Genomic DNA, 18894 nt, shown 5'->3' with positions numbered 1-18894 from the left:
GTACTGAATTGGCACTCCGCTTGACCGAGTGCTAATCGCGGTCATAGTCTCGGGTCTGGCACTCCCCACTGGAGAGTGCCAGCACCACCGCGCGACAGGGCAGGTCCGGCACCCGCGACGACGGATCGACCTGGTCGCCACCCCAAAGACTGTTAAACCCCGTGAGATCTCCGAAGGGGGAGACCGGATCGTGTCGACCACCAGCTCCAAGGTTGCGATCAAGCCGCTCGAGGACCGCATTGTGGTCCAGCCGCTCGACGCCGAGCAGACCACGGCCTCCGGCCTGGTCATTCCCGACACCGCCAAGGAGAAGCCCCAGGAGGGCGTCGTCCTTGCCGTGGGCCCGGGCCGCTTCGAGAACGGCGAGCGCCTTCCGCTCGACGTCAAGACCGGCGACGTCGTTCTGTACAGCAAGTACGGCGGCACCGAGGTGAAGTACAACGGCGAGGAGTACCTCGTCCTCTCGGCTCGCGACGTGCTCGCGATCGTCGAGAAGTAATTCACCCACGTTTGTTTCTGTTCTGCGCCCCTGGCCCCCTGCGAAAACTAGCCGGGTGGTCAGGGGCGCAGTTCGTTTTGAGAGGACAGGCAACAGCCCATGGCGAAGATTCTGAAGTTCGACGAGGACGCCCGTCGCGCCCTTGAGCGCGGCGTCAACAAGCTTGCCGACACGGTGAAGGTGACGATCGGCCCCAAGGGCCGCAACGTCGTCATCGACAAGAAGTTCGGCGCTCCCACCATCACCAACGACGGTGTCACCATCGCGCGCGAGGTCGAGCTCGACGACCCGTACGAGAACCTCGGTGCCCAGCTGGTGAAGGAGGTGGCGACCAAGACCAACGATGTAGCGGGTGACGGCACCACCACCGCCACCGTCCTGGCCCAGGCGCTCGTCCGCGAGGGCCTGCGCAACGTCGCCGCGGGTGCCTCCCCGGCCGCCCTGAAGAAGGGCATCGACGCCGCGGTCAAGGCCGTGTCCGAGGAGCTCCTCGCGACCGCCCGCCCGATCGAGGACAAGTCCGACATCGCCGCCGTGGCCGCGCTCTCCGCGCAGGACACCCAGGTCGGCGAGCTCATCGCGGACGCGATGGACAAGGTCGGCAAGGACGGTGTCATCACCGTCGAGGAGTCCAACACCTTCGGTCTGGACCTCGAGTTCACCGAGGGCATGGCCTTCGACAAGGGCTACCTGTCCCCGTACATGGTGACCGACCAGGAGCGTATGGAGGCCGTCCTCGACGACCCGTACATCCTGATCCACCAGGGCAAGATCGGCTCCATCCAGGAGCTGCTCCCGCTCCTGGAGAAGGTCATCCAGTCGGGTGGCTCGAAGCCGCTGCTGATCATCGCCGAGGACGTCGAGGGCGAAGCCCTTTCGACCCTGGTCGTCAACAAGATCCGTGGCACCTTCAACGCCGTCGCGGTGAAGGCCCCGGGCTTCGGTGACCGCCGCAAGGCCATGCTCGGCGACATCGCCACCCTCACCGGTGCGACCGTCATCGCCGAAGAGGTCGGCCTCAAGCTCGACCAGGCCGGTCTCGACGTGCTGGGCACCGCCCGCCGCGTCACCGTCTCCAAGGACGACACGACCATCGTCGACGGCGGCGGCGAGTCCGCCGACGTCAAGGGCCGCGTCAACCAGATCAAGGCCGAGATCGAGTCCACGGACTCCGACTGGGACCGCGAGAAGCTCCAGGAGCGCCTCGCGAAGCTGGCCGGCGGCGTGTGCGTGATCCGTGTCGGTGCCGCCACCGAGGTGGAGCTCAAGGAGAAGAAGCACCGTCTGGAGGACGCCATCTCCGCGACCCGCGCCGCGGTCGAGGAGGGCATCGTCTCCGGTGGTGGCTCCGCTCTGGTCCACGCCGTCAAGGTCCTCGAGGGCAACCTCGGCAAGACCGGCGACGAGGCCACCGGTGTCGCGGTCGTGCGCCGCGCCGCCGTCGAGCCGCTGCGCTGGATCGCCGAGAACGCCGGCCTGGAGGGTTACGTCATCACCTCCAAGGTCGCCGAGCTCGACAAGGGCCAGGGCTTCAACGCCGCGACCGGCGAGTACGGCGACCTGGTGAAGGCCGGCGTCATCGACCCGGTCAAGGTCACCCGCTCCGCGCTGGAGAACGCCGCGTCCATCGCGTCGCTGCTGCTCACGACCGAGACCCTGGTCGTCGAGAAGCCGGCCGACGACGAGGCCGACGCCGGTCACGGTGGGCACGGTCACTCCCACTAGTACGCGCCCGGCACATCACTGAGGCCCGGTACCCCCGTCGCGGGGGCACCGGGCCTCGGTGCGTTTCCTGGCCGGTCACGCGGAGTGGTTCAGTACCTCCGCGGTCACCGGGTCCGCGAACGGGCGGCCATCGGCGAAGCGTTCCAGCTCGTCCAGCGCGTGGTCGGCCATCCGGTGCAGCTCGTTGCCCAGCGACCCGGCGATGTGCGGGGTGAGCAGGACGTTCGGCAGGTCGTACAACGGGGAAGCCGACGGGGGCAGTTCGGGATCCGTCACATCCAGCACCGCGTGCAGCCGCCCGCCCACCAGCTCCGGAAGCAGCGCCTCCTCGTCGACCAGTGAACCGCGCGCCGTGTTGATGAGCGTCGCCCCCGCCGGCATCAGCGCCAGTTGCTCCGCCCCGATGAGGTGGCGCGTCTCGGGGAGCTGCGGCGCGTGGACGGAGACCACCGAACTGCGGGCGCACAGCTCCGCCAGCGTCACCGGCCGCACACCGAGCCCGGCCGCCTCGGCGGCGGAGACGTACGGGTCGTACAGCAGGACGTCCAGATCGAAGGGGCGCAGCAGTTCGATCACCCGGCGGCCGATCCGGGACGCGCCGACGATGCCGACCGTACGGCGGTAGTTGCCGCTCGCGTCGAGATCCCGGAGCCAGTCGTGGTCGGCGCGCAGTGTCCGGTAGCGCTGAGCGGCGTGCAGCACCCGCTTGTTGGCGAAGATGATCGCGGCGAGTGTGAACTCGGCGACCGGCAGGGCGTTGGCATTGGCCGCCGATGTGACGGCGATGCCGCGTTCCCAGCAGGCTTCGGTGATGTGGTGCTTGACGGACCCGGCCGCGTGCACGACGGCACGCAGGCGAGGGGCCGCGGCCAGTATCTCCGCGGTGAGCGGCGTCGCGCCCCAGCAGGTGAGGAGCACGTCCGCCTCGGCGAGCGCGGCGGCGGCCTCCGGTCCCGGCGCGGCCAGGTCGTGGGCGACGAGGCCGGGGTCCGTACGGGTGAGGGCGGCCAGCCGGGTGAGGTGGCGCTCCGCGAGCAGCCGGCCGGCGATGCCGGGCCCCATCGCGAGCAGTGCGCGGGGCCGGTCGTCAGTCGTGCGGGGCCGGTTGTCAGTGGCGTGGGGCATGGTGGAACTCGACTCCTCAGGTCTCGCGCTGACGGTCACTTGACGCTTCCGGCCGTCAGACCCGCCTTCCAGTGCCGCTGCAGTGAGACGAAGGCGACGATCAGGGGGATGACGGCGAGGAGCGATCCGGTGACGACGAGAGGGTAGAAGCTCGGCTCGCCACGGGTGTTGGCGTTCCAGGAATAGAGGCCGAGGCTCAGGGGGAAGAGTTCGCGGTCCGAGAGCATCACCAGGGGGAGGAAGAAGTTGTTCCAGATCGCGGTGAACTGGAAGAGGAAGACGGTCACGAAGCCCGGCATGACCATCCGCAGACCGATCGACCAGAAGGTGCGCAGCTCACCCGCACCGTCGATCCGGGCCGCCTCCAGGGCCTCGTTCGGTATGTACCCGGTACAGAAGACCCGCGCGAGATACACGCCGAACGGGTTGACGAGTACGGGGATCAGCACCGCCCAGTAGGTGTTGACCAGTCCGGTCTTCGAGGCCAGCAGATACATCGGCAGGGCGAGCGCCGTGGTCGGTACGAGCACGCCCATCAGGACGAGACCGAACAGCTTCTCCTTGCCCCGGAATTCGTACTTGTCGAAGGCGTAGCCCGCGGCGACACAGATCAGGGAGCAGACGAGCGCCCCGCCGCCGGCGTAGAGAAGGCTGTTGAGGTACCAGCGGAAGTAGACGCCGTCGCCGTACGAGGCGAGGTTCGACAGGTTCTCGCCGAGGTTGAAGCCCTCGAACGAGAAGGCGTTGCCCGCGAGCAGGTCGCCGGTGTCCTTGGTGGCCGCAGTGACCAGCCAGACGAGGGGGAAGAGCATGTAGACGACGGCGAGCATCAGGAAGCCGTTGACGGCGGTCTTCGACAGCCAGCGGCTCGGGGGAGCTGAGGGGTTCATGCCTTCCTGCCCTTGCGTCCGGTGAAGCGGGTGACGACGAAGGACAGCAGCGCGGCGGTCAGGGCCAGCAGGATGGATGCGGCGGCGGCGAGCCCGTAGTCGTTGCGTTCGAAGGCCGCGGTGTACGCGTACATGTTCGGCGTCCAGGTGGAGGAGACGGCGGAGCCCGTCCCCTTGTTGAGGATCAGCGGCTCGGTGAACAGCTGGAGCGAGCCGATGACCGTGAACAGGGCGACCATCGCGACCGAGGCGCGGATCAGCGGCACCTTGATGGAGAAGGCGATCCGCCATGCCCCCGCACCGTCCACCGTGGCCGCTTCGAGTACGGAACGGTCCACGGCCTGGAGCGCGGCGTAGAAGATCACCATGTTGTAGCCGAGCCATTCCCACAGCGCGATGTTGACGATGGAGGGGAGGGCGCCTTCGGGCGAGAAGAAGTCGAAGCCGATTCCCCCGGACTCCATGGCGCTGACCACCGGGCTGAGCTGGGGTGTGTAGAGGTAGACCCAGATCAGCGCGGCGATGATGCCGGGCACGGCGTGCGGGAGGAAGAGTGCGAGCTGGAAGAACCGGCGGGCGCGGGCGAGCGTGGAGTCCAGCAGCAGTGCGAGCGCGAGGGCTCCGACGAGCAGCAGCGGAATGTAGAAGAGGCAGTATCCGAGCAGGACGACGAAGCCCTCGCGGAAGGCCCGGTCACCCAGCGCCGCCGCGTAGTTGTCGAGGCCGCTGAAGACGGTCTCGGTACCGCCGAAACCCAGTCCTGACTGCTTCTCCGTGAACAGGCTGAGCCAGACCGCGTAACCGATCGGCACCACCATGACCACGGTGAACAGCGCGAAGAACGGGACCAGCAGGACTGCGGCGGCTCTGTTTGTCCGGGCGCGCTTCATCAGCCGGCGTCCTCGACCTTCAGGCCGCGCTTCTTGAGCTCGGCGACCGTGGCGTCATGGCCCGCCTTCACCGCTTCGGTGATCGTGGTGTCCCCGCTCGCCACCTTGCCGAACTGGTCCTTGATGACCGTGTTGGAGGTGCCGGTCGTCGGGCCCCAGGCCCAGTCGGGCCGGATGGACGTCGCGGCGCCCTCGAAGACCTGGTAGATGTCCTCGCCGCCGTAGTAGCTCGCGTCGAAGGCGGCCTTCGCCACCGGGCGCAGTTCGGCCGCGGCCGGGAAGGCGCTCGAAGTGCCGGATGCGATACGGGCCTTGATGCCTTCCGGCGTGGTCGACATCCAGGTGGCGAACTCGACGGCCGCCTCGGCCTTCTTGCTGTTCTTCGACACGGCGAAGGTGGACCCGCCGAGCATGCCGCTCGCCGGTGTGCCGTCCCAGCTGGGCATCGGTGCGACGGCCCACTTGCCGCTCTGCTCGGGCAGCGTGCCCTTCAGGACACCGGCGCCCCAGGCGGCCCCGAGGTAGCCGACCGTGCCGCCGCTCTTGAGCGAGTTGGTCCACTCCGGGCTGAACGAGGCGTTGGCCCTGATCAGGTCGTCGTCGATCAGACCCTGCCAGTAGTCGGCGGTCTTCGTGGTCGCCCCGTCGGTGGTGTTCACCTTCCAGGCGTCGCCCTCGGCTTTGTACCACTGGGCCCCGGCCTGCCAGGCCATCGCCTGGAAGGTGGTCGGGTCGTCGGGGAAGAAGGTGCCGATGCGGGCCTTCTTGTCGGCCTTCTTGACCTTCTCGGCCGCCTCGCGGAAGTCGTCCCAGGTCTTGGGGACCTCGACGCCGTACTTCTTGAACAGGTCCTGGCGGTAGTAGAACGCCTGCGGCGAGGCGTCGAACGGGACGGCCCAGTTCTTGCCGCCGAGCGTGGTCAGTTCCACCGCCTGCGGCAGCAGCTTCTTCTTGATGTCGTCCGTGACGTACGCGCTGATGTCCTGGACCGAGCCCTGGCTGACGAACTCGGGCAGCTGCGGGTACTCGATGCTGACGAGGTCGGGCGCGTTGCCCGCCTTCACCGCGTTGGAGATCTTGGCGTAGCCGCCCGCGTTACCGGACGGGATCTCCTCGTAGACGACCTTGATGTTCTTGTGCGAGGCGTTGAACGCGTCGACGACTTCCTTCGATCCCTTCGCCCAGCCCCAGAAGGTGATGCTGACGGGCTTGCCGTCGCTTCCGGGTGCGGCTTCGTTCTCACCGCTGCCGCCGCACGCCGTGAGAACGGCGAGGGCGGTGGCGGCGCCGACGATGACGTGGGACGTTCTGCTCCAACTGCGGCTCACAGCGAGGCTCCTGAACAGGCGGCGAAATGGGGCGTTGGCCGTGATCCTGGAACTCGCCGTGACCGAAGTCAAGAGCGAAAGATTGATTGATCGAAAAAAGATCAGAACGGTTATGAAGGAAACCGGTCGGTTGAGCTACGCCAGGGGGTCTCCGCAGGAGTCCCGGACGCGGAGCTGCGGGAGCAGCGTCAGATGGCGGCGGGGCGGCTCGGCGCCGGTGTCCCGGGCCTGCGTGAGGCGTTCCACCAGCAGGTCCGTCGCATGTCTTCCCACCTCCCGCTTGGGCGGGGCCACGGCGGTGAGCGGAGTGTCCGCGAGCGCCGCCACCTCGTCGTCGTAGGCGATGAGCGCGAGGTCCTGCGGCACGCGCACGCCGAGCTCGGCCAGCCGCTGTACGACCTGGATCGCGTCCACGTCGTTGTGGATCAGGGCCGCGGTCGCCACCCCGGAGACGACGGCCTCGCGCAGGGCCTGCACGGCCTCCTCGAAGGCGTCCGGCTCCTGGTCGGCGGGTACGGAGCCGATCACGTCCTGCGGGGCGCGAAGCCCCAGTACGGCGAGTGCCTCCTCGTACCCGGACCGCACCGCGAGTGCCGTCGGTGAATCGGCGCGGGCCATCAGCAGGGGCGCCCCGTGGCCGAGTCCCACCAGGTGGCGCAGGGCGAGCAGCACTCCGTGCCGGTGGTCCGAGCAGACCCGGTCCAGGGCGTCCAGCGGGGAACCGGCGGCCGGCTGCCGTTCGAGGAGCACCGTGGGCACGGGCAGGGAGGTGAGCCAGTCGCCGAACGCCGCCGGGTCGCCGGGCCGCCGCCAGCCGGGCGCGACCAGCACGCCCTCGGCGCCCGCGGCGAGCAGGCCCTGTGTGCGGGCGTGGTCCTCCTCCGGCCGGTAGTCCGAGATCCGCAGGATGAGCCGGGCCCCGGCGCGCGCCGCGGCCTCGTGCGCTCCTCGGATCACTTCGGCGAAGTAGTACGTCGAGGAGGGCGCGAGCATGCCGAGGACGAGGCCGCCGCCCGCGCCGCCGCCCGCACCGCCCGCGGCACCGGCCGCCGTGACGCCGCTGTCCTGCGGCCAGGAGACCGAACCGTGCACCCGGTCGAGCAGGCCACGGGCCGCCAGCTCCTCGACGTCCCGGCGCACCGTGACGGGTGAGACCCCCAGCTGGGAGGCGAGATCGGAGACGCGGGCGGAGCCCCGTTCCCGTACCAGCCCCAGCAGGCGGTCATGGCGTTCAGCAGCACTCTCGCGCACGGCAGCAGTCCCCTCGACATGTGTTCCCCGACCGGTTCCCTGACCCTAGACCAACGTGATCGAACGATGGGAGTTTCGATCATTCAAACGCAATCCATTGACGTTCGATCAGTCCGGGTCCAGGATTCCGGCGATGCCGACCCGATCCGACCTGATCCAACCCTGACGTACGGAGGAATTGTGAGACATCGTGTCACCGCAGCCCTGCTCGCTGCCCTGACCGCCGCCGCAGGTCTGGCCGCCACGGGCGCGAGTGCCGCGCAGGCGGCGACCGACGGCCGAGCCTTCCACGTCGACTGCTCCGCCGCTCCGCAGGGCGCCGACGGAAGCCGGAATCACCCCTGGACCACGCTCGCCGAGGCCAACGCCGCCGTCTACGGCCCCGGCGACCGCCTGCTCTTCAAGCGCGGGGCCACCTGCACCGGCACGCTCACCCCGAAGGGCGCGGGCTCCGCCGGAGCGCCGTTCACCATCGCCGACTACGGCGACAGCACCGAGCGCGCCAAGCTCGACGGTGCGGGCGCACACGACGTCGTACTCCTCTCCGACACCGAGCACGTCCGGCTGACCCGCCTGGAGATCACCAACGCCGCGAACCCGGGCAGCGAACGTAACGCCGTACGGCTGCGTCTGACCGACTACGGGACGGCCCGCGGCTTCGAGATCGACCACCTCTACATCCACGACGTGCGCGGCGGCGACTACAAGACCATCACCGGTTCCAGCGCCATCCACGTAGCGGTCCAGGGCACGGCGAAGGCCAGCAGTTACGACGGCGTCGAGATCCACCACAACCTCATCGAGGACGTCGACCGCGAGGGCATCTACTTCAAGTCGACCTTCTCCAAGCGCCCTCTGGTGGGCAATCAGCAGGACCCGAACGTCTACCCCGGCGCCTGGACCCCGTCCACCGGTGTCCGCATCCACCACAACACCCTCAGGTCGCTGGCCGGCGACGGCATGAAGCTGGACACCACGGCGGGCGCCCGCGTCGACCACAACCGTATCGACGGCTTCCAGCTGCGCTCGCCCTCCGCGAACGCGGGCATCTGGACGTTCAACACCGACGACACGGTCATCGAGTACAACGAGGTGTCCGGCGGCGGAAACACCCACGACGGCATGTCCTTCGATGCCGACGGCGCCTCCAACCACACGGTCTTCCAGTACAACTACAGCCACGACAACAAGGGCGGCTTCCTGCTGGTCTGCCCCTACAGCGGCGCCAAGACCGTCGACACGGTCGCCCGCTACAACGTCAGCCGCAACGACGGTGCCCGGCTGCTGCAGAACTGCTGGGGACCCATCCTCAACACCCAGATCTACAACAACACCTTCTACAACAAGGAGAAGATCCCCGCCTACCTGGTGCAGGACGACAACGGCAATCCCTCCGCCACCGTCCACGAGCAGTCGATCCGCAACAACGTCTTCGTGAGCGGCGGCACGGGCGGATACGGCTTCACCAACCCGACCCCGGGGCTCTCCTTCGGCCACAACGCCTTCCACGGCATCAACATGACCCGTCCCAACCCGGGCGGCATCACCGCCGACCCGCTGCTGCGCGACGACTGGAAGCTCGGTGCCGGGTCGCCGGCCCTCGCCGCCGGTGCCGTCATCGAGGACAACGGTGGCAAGGACTACTTCGGCAACCCGCTGCCGGACACCGCCCCGAACATGGGCGCCTACCAGGGCCCCGGAATCCCGTAAGCCCTTCTACTGAGGACCGTACTTGCGGCCTGTCCTGGAGCTCATCCCTCCGAGCAGGCCGCGAGGCGTCACCTTCACCAGCCCCATGAGGGCCTTGTACCGGGCGTCCGGGATCGACACGGTCCTGCCGCGCGCCAGGTCCGCGAGCGCGCTCGTCACCAGCTTGTCCGCGTCGAGCCACATCCACCCGGGGATGTTGGACGTACCCATCCCTGCACGCTCGTGGAACTCCGTCCGAACGAACCCGGGACAGAGCGCCATCAGCCGCACCCCGGAACCGGCCAGGTCCTTGGCCGCCCCCTGGGTGAACTGCACGACCCACGCCTTGGACGCCCCGTACGTCCCGCGCGGCACGAAAGCCGCGACGGACGCCACGTTGATGACTCCGCCGCGGCCCCGCTCCTTCATCCCGGCCGCCGCGGCGGACGTCAGCCGCAGCACCGCCTCGCAGTGCACCTTCAGCATCGTCAGCTCATCGGCCATGGGGACCTCCAGATAGCGCCCCTTGTTGCCGAACCCGGCGTTGTTGACCAGGAGGTCGACGGACTGGTGGCGGTCCCCGAGCCGGGCCTCGACCGCCGCGATCCCCTTGTCCTCGGAGAGATCGGCTGTCAGGACCTCGGCCTCGATGCCGTGCCGGTCGTGCAGTTCGGTGGCCTGGGCCCGCAGCCGCTCGGTGTCACGGGCCACCAGCACCAGGTTGTGCCCGTCGCCCGCGAGCCGCCGCGCGAAAGCGGCCCCGATCCCCGCCGTCGCGCCCGTAATCAGTGCAGTCGTCATACGCGGCACGTTAGTGCCCCGCGTGACCGGGGAACGCACCCGCCCGGTGCCCGGTCAGGGCGGGCCGGGAGCGAAGGACAGCATGCGGGCCTCGTGCTGGTCGTCGTTGCCGCTGACGCCCGCCGACGTGAGGACGACCCGCCCGCCGGCGTAGGCCAGCCGCCCGCCGAACATCTCGTACTCCTGCGCCGCGGTCGATTCGGGGTGTCGCAGCACCACCTTCTCCGTACCCGCGGCGCCCGGGCCCATCAGGAAGGTCCGGCCGGGGCGGCTCGGTGTGGCCGACTCGTAGACGAGCACCGCCCTGCCCTTCTCCGCGCGCAGGGGATACATCTGGCGCAGCTCGTTGGTCTTGACCCCCCAGAGGAACTTCCCGGTGGCCAGGTCGTACAGGCGGATCCTGTCGTTGCCGCCCAGAACGATGAGGCCGTTGCCGACCGCGGTGCCGCGACAGGGCTGGATGTCGCCGCCGCTGCCGTCTCCGGCGCATCGCTCGATGCTCTTGCCCCGGGGGTCGATGGTGCTGCCGGGCTTTCCTCCCGGTCCCAGGGCCACGACCCGCCAGTCGTTGATGTGGTCTTCGGCGTTTTCCGTGGTGAAGACGACCGGATCGACGGAGATCATGCTTCCGAGCTTCCATCCGGTCTTCGTCCGGTGGCGCCACAGGACCTTGCCGGTGAGCGGGTCGATCTCGCGGAGCTGGCTGTGGTTCTTGCTCTGGTCGATGTCGAGCATGCAGTCGGAGCTCACCAGGAGCCGGGAGCCGCCCGCCACATCGTCGGGGAAGCACTTCCCCGGGTCCTCCCAGGGGATGTCGAACAGCTCGGTCCCGTCGTCGACCCGGTAGGCGGTCGCCTTCATGCTCCGGGCGATCGCGAAGGTGCCGGCGCTGATGGCGCTGTGCACGATGAACGTGTTGTCCCCGTCACCGGTCTCGGGGAGTTCTTTGTGCCACCCGCGCTTCCCGGTCTTCAGATCGATCATCTGCATTTGGTTGCACCGGTTGTTCCTCCCGGTGTCGGCCCTCTTGTGGTAGACGAGTACGACCTTGCCGTCGGGCGTGGGGTTGGCCGGTGTCTCGCAGACGGGAGCGGGCAACCGCAGGCTCCAGACCTCGGCGCCGTCCGAGAGACGGTAGGCCGCGACCTTCTTGTGCAGTGCCTGGACGGCGGTGTCGCCGACGATCCACAGGTCGTGGAGTTTCTGGCGCCCGTTGGGCAGGTCGGTCCTGTCGTCGACGACCCACGCCGCCGCATCCCCCGGCTTCCGTGCGGCGTTGATCTCCTCCGTGGTCGGGATGTGCTTCCCCTGCGGGGTGTTGACCGCGGGGGAGCTGGGCGGGGGCGTCGGCGCGGAAGGTGCGGACGATTCCTTCGCCACGGGGGTGGTGGGCCCGTCCTCTCCCCGGTCGACGAAGGCGTACACACCTCCCCCCACGGCCACGAGCAACAGCGCGACGACGGCGGCGATGACCGGTGCCCCGCCGAAGCGCCGCCGACGCGGCGGCGGTCCGGGCGGCGGCCCGAAGCCTTCCGAGGCATAGGGGTTGCCGGGAACGGGCTGCTGCGGCGAGCCCGGTGTGTACCAGGGCTGCGGCGGGTTGGGCATAGGTCTTCCCCCTGAGACGTGCCATTCGGTCAGGAAGCATGGACGCGCCACGCATCGACGCGGTTCTCCCTCAACGACACCGGACCGCACGGTCTCTGAGCAGCCGTCGTCCCCGGGGACGCTCCCGGCTCCCGGTTCCTGATCCCGGTCCTCAGCCCTGGCGCGCCGCGTACTCCCGCGCCTGGCGCAGCGTCTCGGGATGCAGCGCGTCCCCGGCCGCGAGCAGCTGCGGCAGCAGCTCCCGTTCGGTCGTCCGCGCCCGGAACTCCAGGGCCACGGTCACCTCGTGGTCCGGCCGGTGCACGATCTCGACCGGGTCCCCGGCCCGTACCGTCCCCGGTTCGATCACGCGCAGATACGCACCCGGGGCGGCCTCGCGGGTGAACCGCTTGACCCACCCCTTCTCATCCAGGTGACCTGCGAACGTACGGCACGGGATGCGGCCCGAAGTCACCTCCAGCACGAGTCCGGAGCCGATGCGCCAGCGCTCCCCGATCCTGGCCCCGCTCACGGCGAGCCCCTGGGTCGTCAGGTTCTCGCCGAACGTCCCGTTGGCCAGCTCCCGGCCGAGCGCCTTCTCCCAGGCGTCGAGCTCCTCGCGCGCGAAGGCGTACACCGCCTGATCGGTGCCGCCGTGATGGCGCAGATCGCACACCGTGTCACCGGCCAGACCGCTGCCTCCCGTGCCCTTGGGGCCCGGATCCGAGACCCGTACCGGTCCCTCGGCCGGGTGCTTGTCGATCCCGGTGACACCACCGGGGCCATCGGTGTGTTCGGACGGCCTGGGACGCCCCAGATTCACGGTCAGCAGCTTCATGGCGTACACGCTAGCGAGTCACCACTCAAAGCCGCATGCCAATTATTCGCCAGCACTAGAAGAGTCGCTTATGGTGGAGATGTGATCGAAGCCCGTCATCTCCGAGTCCTGCGCGCCGTGTCCACCACCGGTTCGTTCTCCGCGGCCGCGCGCGAACTGGGGTGCACCCAGCCCGCCGTCAGCCAGCAGATGAAGGCGCTGGAGGCATCGGCGGGCACCACGCTGCTGATCCGTACGGGCCGCGAGATGAGGCTCACCCAGGCCGGCGAGGCCCTGGTGCGCCACGCATCCGGCATCCTCGCCGGGCTGACCGCCGCCGAGGAGGAGGTCGCCGCGATCGCCGGGCTGCGGGCGGGCCGGGTCCGGCTCGTCTCGTTCCCCAGCGGTAGCTCCACCCTGGTCCCCGGCGCGCTCGCGGCGCTGCGCGCCGCCCACCCGGGCACCCGGGTCTCGCTCGTCGAGGCGGAGCCGCCCCGTTCGGTGGAGATGCTCCGGGACGGCGACTGCGACATCGCCCTGGCGTTCCGTTACGGGGCGTCCGGCGGGGAATGGGACGACCTGGTCGTACGCCCGCTGCTGACCGACCGGCTGATCGGACTGGTCCCCGAGGGGCACCGGCTGGCCGGTGCGGAGGCCGTGGGCATCGCGGAGCTGGCCGACGAGCCGTGGATCGCGGGCTGCCCGCGCTGCCGCCGCCAGCTCGTGGAGGTCTGCGAGGCCTCCGGCTTCACCCCCCGGATCGATTTCGCCACGGACGACTACCCGGCGGTGATCGGACTGGTGGGGGCGGGCCTCGGGGTGGCCGTCCTGCCGGAGCTGGCGATCGAGTCGGTACGCCCGAAGGGGGCCAGGACCGTCACGGTCGAACCGGCCATCGAGCGCGAGATCGTCGCGCTGACCCTCCCCGACCTGGCCCGGGTGCCGGCGGTCGCGGCGACCCTGGACCAGCTGTCCCTGGCCGCCGCGCGCTGAAACGGGCAGCTCTGTAGACGTGGAGCTGCCCGCTTCAGGGGGATCTTCGCGTGCCAGTCATGGGGAAACGTTGATGAAGAAACGTTTCTCTATTGGATGGAGGGCGTCGGTGTCAGGCGTGTCCAGGGCCGCCTGCGGCGCCCGAGTGGGCTGCCGTGATCAGCCTGTTGCGTGCCCGGCCCATGAGCTCTTCGCGCTCGTCCTCGGTCAGTCCGCCCCACACTCCGTAGGGCTCTCTTACGGCCAGCGCGTGCGCCGCGCACTCGGCCCGTACCGGGCAGCGCATGCACACCTCTTTCGCCGAGGTCTCGCGAGCGCTCCGAGCCGCCCCGCGCTCACCCTCCGGGTGGAAGAAAAGTGAGCTGTCGACCCCTCGGCATGCTGCCAGCAGCTGCCAGTCCCACAGGTCTGCGTTGGGTCCGGGAAGGCGGGAGAAATCTGCCATTGCTTGTCCCCTCGAAACCGTGCTGAGTCGGAAACGGCATCCTCGACCGTTGTGGATCGTCGGTGACCGGAGTCCCGACCGTACATCTACGGTGTTAGTAGATGTAAATATGACTGATTGCGAATCTAGCCACAGACACCCTCAAAAGGGAAGAAAATCGGCTAAATGGGGCATACCTTCAGGTGAAGTTTCCGTTGACGCCTGGACGATCCGCGCCGCTCTCCTCCGTGTGCGGACACTCACGTAGAGTGCCGAACTCGACCTTCCGACCCGTAACTCTTTCGAGTGACCATCGTTGAGAGTGCGGAGGCGGTTGACGAAGAACGAGCTCGGGCAGATGTCCGAGGGGGTCAACCGCACAGGTGACGACTTGTATCAGCCTGGAGGCTCAAGGTGACGCGCATCAGCTGCGGAGGACGGTCATGACATCCGTCCTCGTCTGCGACGACTCCCCGCTTGCCCGAGAAGCGCTCCGCCGCGCGGTTGCGACCGTTCCCGGCGTCGAGCGCGTGACGACGGCGGCCAACGGCGAGGAAGTCCTCCGCCGCTGGGGGGCCGACCGTTCGGATCTGATTCTGATGGACGTACGCATGCCCGGTCTGGGGGGTGTGGAGACGGTCCGGCGACTGCTCTCAGCCGACCCGGGGGCCCGGATCATCATGCTGACCGTCGCCGAGGACCTGGACGGTGTCGCGCTCGCGGTCGCCGCCGGCGCCCGCGGCTATCTGCACAAGGACGCCTCGCGCGCCGAGCTGCGGGCCACCGTGACCCAGGCGCTGGCCGATCCGACGTGGCGGCTCGCCCCGCGCCGGCTGCGGTCCGCCGAGATGGGGGCGGCGCCGACGCTCACCGCGCGTGAGATCCAGGTGCTCGAAGGCATGAGCCACGGCCGGTCCAACGCGGAGATCGGGCGCGAGCTGTTCCTCTCCGAGGACACGGTGAAGACGCACGCCAGGCGCCTCTTCAAGAAGCTCGGAGCCTCGGACCGTGCGCACGCCGTGGCGCTCGGCTTCCGCTGGGGCCTGGTCCGCTGACACCGGGCCACGGCCGGTAGCCGAAACCACCCCCGTCCGCGGAGCGGCGGGCGGGGTGACGGGGAAGGCGGGGCGGGGACGGCGGGGCGGCGGACCCGCGACCGGGCCCTTCCGACCAGCGGTATGTGACGCTTCCCGGCCGATGACGCATCCTTGAGATGTGGAGTTCCTCGGGAACGATTCGGTCGAGCGGAAGGGGAGGGCGCAGGACATGACATCCGGCGCACCCGCTCATAACGCTTCGGTGCACAACTCAGGACGCGGTGCCGCGGATCCAGCGGCGCCAAGGCACCATGGTCCGATGCGCGATGACGAGACAACGGTGATCGGTGCGCTCGTGCACCGTGCCGTCGACGGCGACGCGCAGGCCACTCACGATCTGCTGGCCCATGTCCACCCCCTCGCGCTGCGCTACTGCAGGTCCCGGCTGAACCGGTTGCCCGGTGATGCCCGTCACTTCGTGGAGGACCTGGCGCAGGAGGTCTGTGTCGCGGTGCTGATGGCGCTGCCCCGGTACAAGGACACCGGCAGACCCTTCGAAGCCTTCGTCTTCGCCATCGCGGGTCACAAGGTCGCCGACCTCCAGCGCGCCGCCATGCGGCACCCCGGGTCGACGGCCGTGCCCTCCGACGAGATGCCGGAGCGGCCCGACGACTCGCTCGGCCCGGAGGAGCGTGCCCTGCTCAGCAGTGACGCGGCCTGGGCCAAGAAGCTCCTGGCCAACCTCCCGGAGAACCAGCGCGAGCTGCTGGTCCTGCGGGTCGCCGTCGGTCTGACGGCCGAGGAGACCGGACAGATGCTGGGGATGTCCCCGGGCGCCGTCCGGGTCGCCCAGCACCGCGCGCTGAGCAGGCTGCGCGCCCTCGCCGGACAGTAGGGGCGCCTGCCCGCGCCCGCCCCGCGGACCTCCTCGGCGGACCGTAGGAAACTACAGAACTGCTTACTGATCTTGATCGTGGAATGAGACACCCCGGATGCCCGTTAGCATGGACATCCGCACCGATCAAGGCCATTTGGGGAAGGTGTCATGACTGCAAACGTCGACGGAGTGCCCGAGAAATTCGCGACGCTCGGGCTGACATACGACGACGTGCTGCTGCTGCCGGGCGCATCCGAAGTGCTGCCCAACGCGGTCGACACCTCGTCGCTCATCTCGCGGAACGTACGGGTGAACATTCCCCTGCTCTCCGCCGCGATGGACAAGGTGACCGAGGCCCGTATGGCGATCGCCATGGCCCGTCAGGGCGGCGTCGGCGTACTGCACCGCAACCTGTCCGTCGAGGACCAGGTCAACCAGGTCGACCTGGTGAAGCGGTCCGAGTCCGGCATGGTCACCGACCCGATCACGGTCAGCCCGGACGCCACGCTCGGCGAGGCCGACGCGCTCTGTGCCAAGTTCCGCATCAGCGGCGTCCCGGTCACCGACCGGTCGGGCAAGCTGCTCGGCATCGTCACCAACCGTGACATGGCCTTCGAGTCGGACCGTTCGCGCCAGGTGCGCGAGGTCATGACGCCGATGCCGCTGGTCACCGGCCGGGTCGGCATCTCCGGCGAGGACGCCATGCAGCTCCTGCGCCGCCACAAGATCGAGAAGCTTCCGCTGGTCGACGAGGCGGGCATCCTCAAGGGCCTCATCACGGTCAAGGACTTCAAGAAGGCCGAGCAGTACCCGAACGCGGCCAAGGACTCCGAGGGCCGTCTGCTCGTCGGCGCGGCGGTCGGGGCCAGCCCGGAGGCGCTGGACCGCGCCCAGGCGCTCGCCGGGGCCGGTGTGGACTTCCTGATCGTCGACACCTCGCACGGCCACAACAGCAACGCCCTCAACTGGATGGCGAAGATCAAGTCGGCCGTGAACGTCGACGTCATCGGCGGCAACGTCGCTACCCGTGACGGCGCCCAGGCCCTGATCGACGCGGGCGTGGACGGCGTCAAGGTCGGCGTCGGCCCCGGCTCGATCTGCACCACCCGCGTGGTCGCCGGCATCGGCGTCCCGCAGGTCACCGCGATCTACGAGGCCGCACTCGCCGCCCGGGTCGCGGGCGTCCCGGTCATCGGCGACGGCGGCCTGCAGTACTCGGGCGACATCGGCAAGGCGCTCGCCGCCGGTGCCGACAGCGTGATGCTGGGCTCCCTGCTCGCGGGCTGCGAGGAGTCCCCGGGCGAGCTCCTCTTCATCAACGGCAAGCAGTTCAAGTCGTACCGCGGCATGGGATCGCTGGGCGCGATGCAGTCCCGCGGCCAGGGCCGCTCGTACTCGAAGGACCGTTACTTCCAGGCCGAGGTGTCCTCCGACGACAAGCTCGTGCCCGAAGGCATCGAGGGCCAGGTGCCCTACCGCGGCCCGCTCGCCAACGTGCTGCACCAGCTCGTCGGCGGTCTCCGCCAGACGATGGGGTACGTGGGCGCGGCCTCGGTCGACGAGATGGAGCGCAAGGGCCGTTTCGTACGGATCACCTCGGCGGGTCTCAAGGAGAGCCACCCGCACGACATCCAGATGACGGTCGAAGCGCCGAACTACAGCAGGAAGTAGCCGCACAGTCGCCCGAGGGGCGGCCCCGGGGGGTTCCCGGGGCCGCCCCTCCGACGTGTGTCGGGGATACTGGCATGGCAGACGTAGAGGGAAAGGCCACACATCGTGACTGAGATCGAGATCGGGCGCGGCAAGCGCGGCCGTCGGGCATACGCATTCGACGACATCGCCGTCGTACCGAGCCGCCGTACCCGCGACCCGAAGGAGGTCTCGATCGCCTGGCAGATCGATGCCTACCGGTTCGAGCTGCCGTTCCTGGCCGCCCCCATGGACTCCGTGGTCTCACCGCAGCACGCCATCCGGATCGGCGAGCTCGGCGGCCTGGGCGTGCTCAACCTTGAAGGGCTGTGGACCCGGCACGCCGACCCGCAGCCGCTCCTCGACGAGATCGCCGAGATGCCCGTCGAGTCCGCGACCCGCCGGCTCCAGGAGATCTACTCCGCCCCCATCCAGGAGGAGCTGATCGGGCAGCGCATCAAGGAGGTGCGCGACTCCGGTGTCGTCACCGCCGCCGCGCTCTCCCCGCAGCGCACCGCCCAGTTCTCCAAGGCGGTCGTCGACGCGGGCGTGGACATCTTCGTCATCCGCGGTACGACGGTCTCCGCCGAGCACGTCTCGGGTGCGGCCGAGCCGCTCAACCTGAAGCAGTTCATCTACGAGCTGGACGTCCCGGTCATCGTCGGCGGCTGCGCCACGTACACCGCGGCCCTGCACCTGATGCGCACCGGCGCGGCGGGTGTCCTCGTCGGCTTCGGCGGCGGCGCGGCGCACACCACGCGCAACGTCTTCGGCATCCAGGTCCCGATGGCGACCGCGGTCGCCGATGTGGCCGGTGCCCGTCGCGACTACATGGACGAGTCCGGCGGCCGGTACGTGCACGTGATCGCGGACGGTGGCGTCGGCTGGTCCGGCGACATCCCGAAGGCCGTCGCCTGTGGCGCGGACGCCGTGATGATGGGCTCCCCGCTGGCCCGTGCGACGGACGCCCCCGGCCGTGGCCGGCACTGGGGCATGGAGGCCGTCCACGAGGACGTGCCGCGCGGCAAGCTGGTGGACCTCGGCTGCGTCGGGACGACGGAGGAGGTCCTCACGGGCCCCTCGCACACCCCTGACGGCTCGATGAACATCTTCGGCGCCCTGCGCCGCGCGATGGCCACGACGGGCTACAGCGACCTCAAGGAGTTCCAGCGCGTCGAGGTGACGGTGGCGGACTCGCAGCACCGCCGCTGATCCATCGCGCCGGGTATCCGGACATGACGGAGGGCCCGGACCACAGATGTGGTCCGGGCC

17 protein-coding genes are annotated in these 18894 nt (G+C 69.2%); 8 read left to right on the top strand and 9 right to left on the bottom strand.

Features of this window, described 5'->3' with window-relative positions; translation table 11 throughout:
* Positions 1-190: 190 nt before the first annotated feature.
* Both groES and groL read left to right on the top strand, forming a co-directional pair.
* On the top strand, positions 191-499 hold the full coding sequence (gene groES / locus ACWGO0_RS27535; protein WP_003966899.1) for a co-chaperone GroES: 309 nt from the start codon (positions 191-193) through the stop codon (positions 497-499).
* Between the two features lie 99 nt (positions 500-598).
* Positions 599-2224: a chaperonin GroEL gene (gene groL / locus ACWGO0_RS27530; protein ID WP_453540548.1), complete on the top strand. Its 1626-nt coding sequence runs from the start codon at positions 599-601 to the stop codon at positions 2222-2224.
* 75 nt (positions 2225-2299) lie between these two features.
* Here the strand turns inward: groL and ACWGO0_RS27525 are convergent, their stop codons facing one another.
* The 5 genes from ACWGO0_RS27525 to ACWGO0_RS27505 form a co-directional block, all read right to left on the bottom strand.
* Complete coding sequence (locus ACWGO0_RS27525) at positions 2300-3349, bottom strand: hydroxyacid dehydrogenase (protein ID WP_453540545.1); 1050 nt, start codon at positions 3347-3349, stop codon at positions 2300-2302.
* A gap of 35 nt (positions 3350-3384) precedes the next feature.
* Positions 3385-4239 (bottom strand): carbohydrate ABC transporter permease, encoded by an 855-nt coding sequence (locus tag ACWGO0_RS27520; protein ID WP_453540542.1) that lies wholly within the window; start codon positions 4237-4239, stop codon positions 3385-3387.
* A complete protein-coding gene (locus tag ACWGO0_RS27515; RefSeq protein WP_453540539.1) occupies positions 4236-5129 on the bottom strand; it encodes a carbohydrate ABC transporter permease in 894 nt (297 codons plus the stop codon). The genes ACWGO0_RS27520 and ACWGO0_RS27515 overlap by 4 nt, the downstream gene beginning before the upstream one ends.
* Positions 5129-6457 carry an ABC transporter substrate-binding protein gene (locus ACWGO0_RS27510; protein WP_453540536.1) on the bottom strand — a complete coding sequence of 443 codons (1329 nt, stop codon included), beginning with the start codon at positions 6455-6457 and terminating at the stop codon, positions 5129-5131. Before ACWGO0_RS27510 ends, ACWGO0_RS27515 begins: the two co-directional genes overlap by 1 nt.
* A 135-nt stretch (positions 6458-6592) precedes the next feature.
* Complete coding sequence (locus ACWGO0_RS27505) at positions 6593-7708, bottom strand: substrate-binding domain-containing protein (RefSeq protein ID WP_453540533.1); 1116 nt, start codon at positions 7706-7708, stop codon at positions 6593-6595.
* A gap of 180 nt (positions 7709-7888) precedes the next feature.
* On the opposite strand from ACWGO0_RS27505, the gene ACWGO0_RS27500 reads away from it, so the two are divergent.
* Positions 7889-9418 (top strand): right-handed parallel beta-helix repeat-containing protein, encoded by a 1530-nt coding sequence (locus ACWGO0_RS27500; protein WP_453540530.1) that lies wholly within the window; start codon positions 7889-7891, stop codon positions 9416-9418.
* A 6-nt stretch (positions 9419-9424) separates the two neighbouring features.
* Here the strand turns inward: ACWGO0_RS27500 and ACWGO0_RS27495 are convergent, their stop codons facing one another.
* The 3 genes from ACWGO0_RS27495 to ACWGO0_RS27485 all read right to left on the bottom strand — a co-directional run bounded on the left by ACWGO0_RS27495 (position 9425) and on the right by ACWGO0_RS27485 (position 12623).
* Positions 9425-10198, bottom strand: a complete 774-nt coding sequence (locus ACWGO0_RS27495) for an SDR family NAD(P)-dependent oxidoreductase (RefSeq protein WP_453540527.1) — start codon at positions 10196-10198, stop codon at positions 9425-9427.
* Between the two features lie 54 nt (positions 10199-10252).
* Positions 10253-11806, bottom strand: coding sequence for an outer membrane protein assembly factor BamB family protein (locus tag ACWGO0_RS27490; protein ID WP_453540524.1), 1554 nt, complete (start codon positions 11804-11806; stop codon positions 10253-10255).
* Positions 11807-11957: 151 nt separating this feature from the next.
* The gene (locus tag ACWGO0_RS27485) at positions 11958-12623 is read right to left on the bottom strand and encodes an MOSC domain-containing protein (protein ID WP_453540521.1); all 666 of its coding nucleotides are present in this window, start codon (positions 12621-12623) and stop codon (positions 11958-11960) included.
* A gap of 81 nt (positions 12624-12704) precedes the next feature.
* Here ACWGO0_RS27485 and ACWGO0_RS27480 point away from each other — a divergent pair, with 81 nt between their 5' ends.
* On the top strand, positions 12705-13595 hold the full coding sequence (locus ACWGO0_RS27480) for a LysR family transcriptional regulator (protein ID WP_453540518.1): 891 nt from the start codon (positions 12705-12707) through the stop codon (positions 13593-13595).
* A 112-nt stretch (positions 13596-13707) separates the two neighbouring features.
* Here ACWGO0_RS27480 and ACWGO0_RS27475 read toward each other — a convergent pair whose 3' ends face one another.
* On the bottom strand, positions 13708-14040 hold the full coding sequence (locus ACWGO0_RS27475) for a WhiB family transcriptional regulator (RefSeq protein ID WP_453540515.1): 333 nt from the start codon (positions 14038-14040) through the stop codon (positions 13708-13710).
* A 422-nt stretch (positions 14041-14462) separates the two neighbouring features.
* Here ACWGO0_RS27475 and ACWGO0_RS27470 point away from each other — a divergent pair, with 422 nt between their 5' ends.
* The 4 genes from ACWGO0_RS27470 to ACWGO0_RS27455 all read left to right on the top strand — a co-directional run bounded on the left by ACWGO0_RS27470 (position 14463) and on the right by ACWGO0_RS27455 (position 18834).
* The gene (locus ACWGO0_RS27470; RefSeq protein ID WP_003948568.1) at positions 14463-15074 is read left to right on the top strand and encodes a response regulator transcription factor; all 612 of its coding nucleotides are present in this window, start codon (positions 14463-14465) and stop codon (positions 15072-15074) included.
* A gap of 301 nt (positions 15075-15375) precedes the next feature.
* Positions 15376-15951, top strand: a complete 576-nt coding sequence (locus ACWGO0_RS27465) for a sigma-70 family RNA polymerase sigma factor (RefSeq protein WP_056796454.1) — start codon at positions 15376-15378, stop codon at positions 15949-15951.
* A 150-nt stretch (positions 15952-16101) separates the two neighbouring features.
* Complete coding sequence (gene guaB, locus ACWGO0_RS27460) at positions 16102-17604, top strand: IMP dehydrogenase (protein WP_453540511.1); 1503 nt, start codon at positions 16102-16104, stop codon at positions 17602-17604.
* Between the two features lie 105 nt (positions 17605-17709).
* Positions 17710-18834 (top strand): GuaB3 family IMP dehydrogenase-related protein, encoded by a 1125-nt coding sequence (locus ACWGO0_RS27455; RefSeq protein WP_453540508.1) that lies wholly within the window; start codon positions 17710-17712, stop codon positions 18832-18834.
* Positions 18835-18894: the final 60 nt, after the last annotated feature.

The organism is Streptomyces sp. NPDC055749 (assembly GCF_053617235.1).
This window is presented reverse-complemented; position numbering and strand designations above follow the sequence as displayed.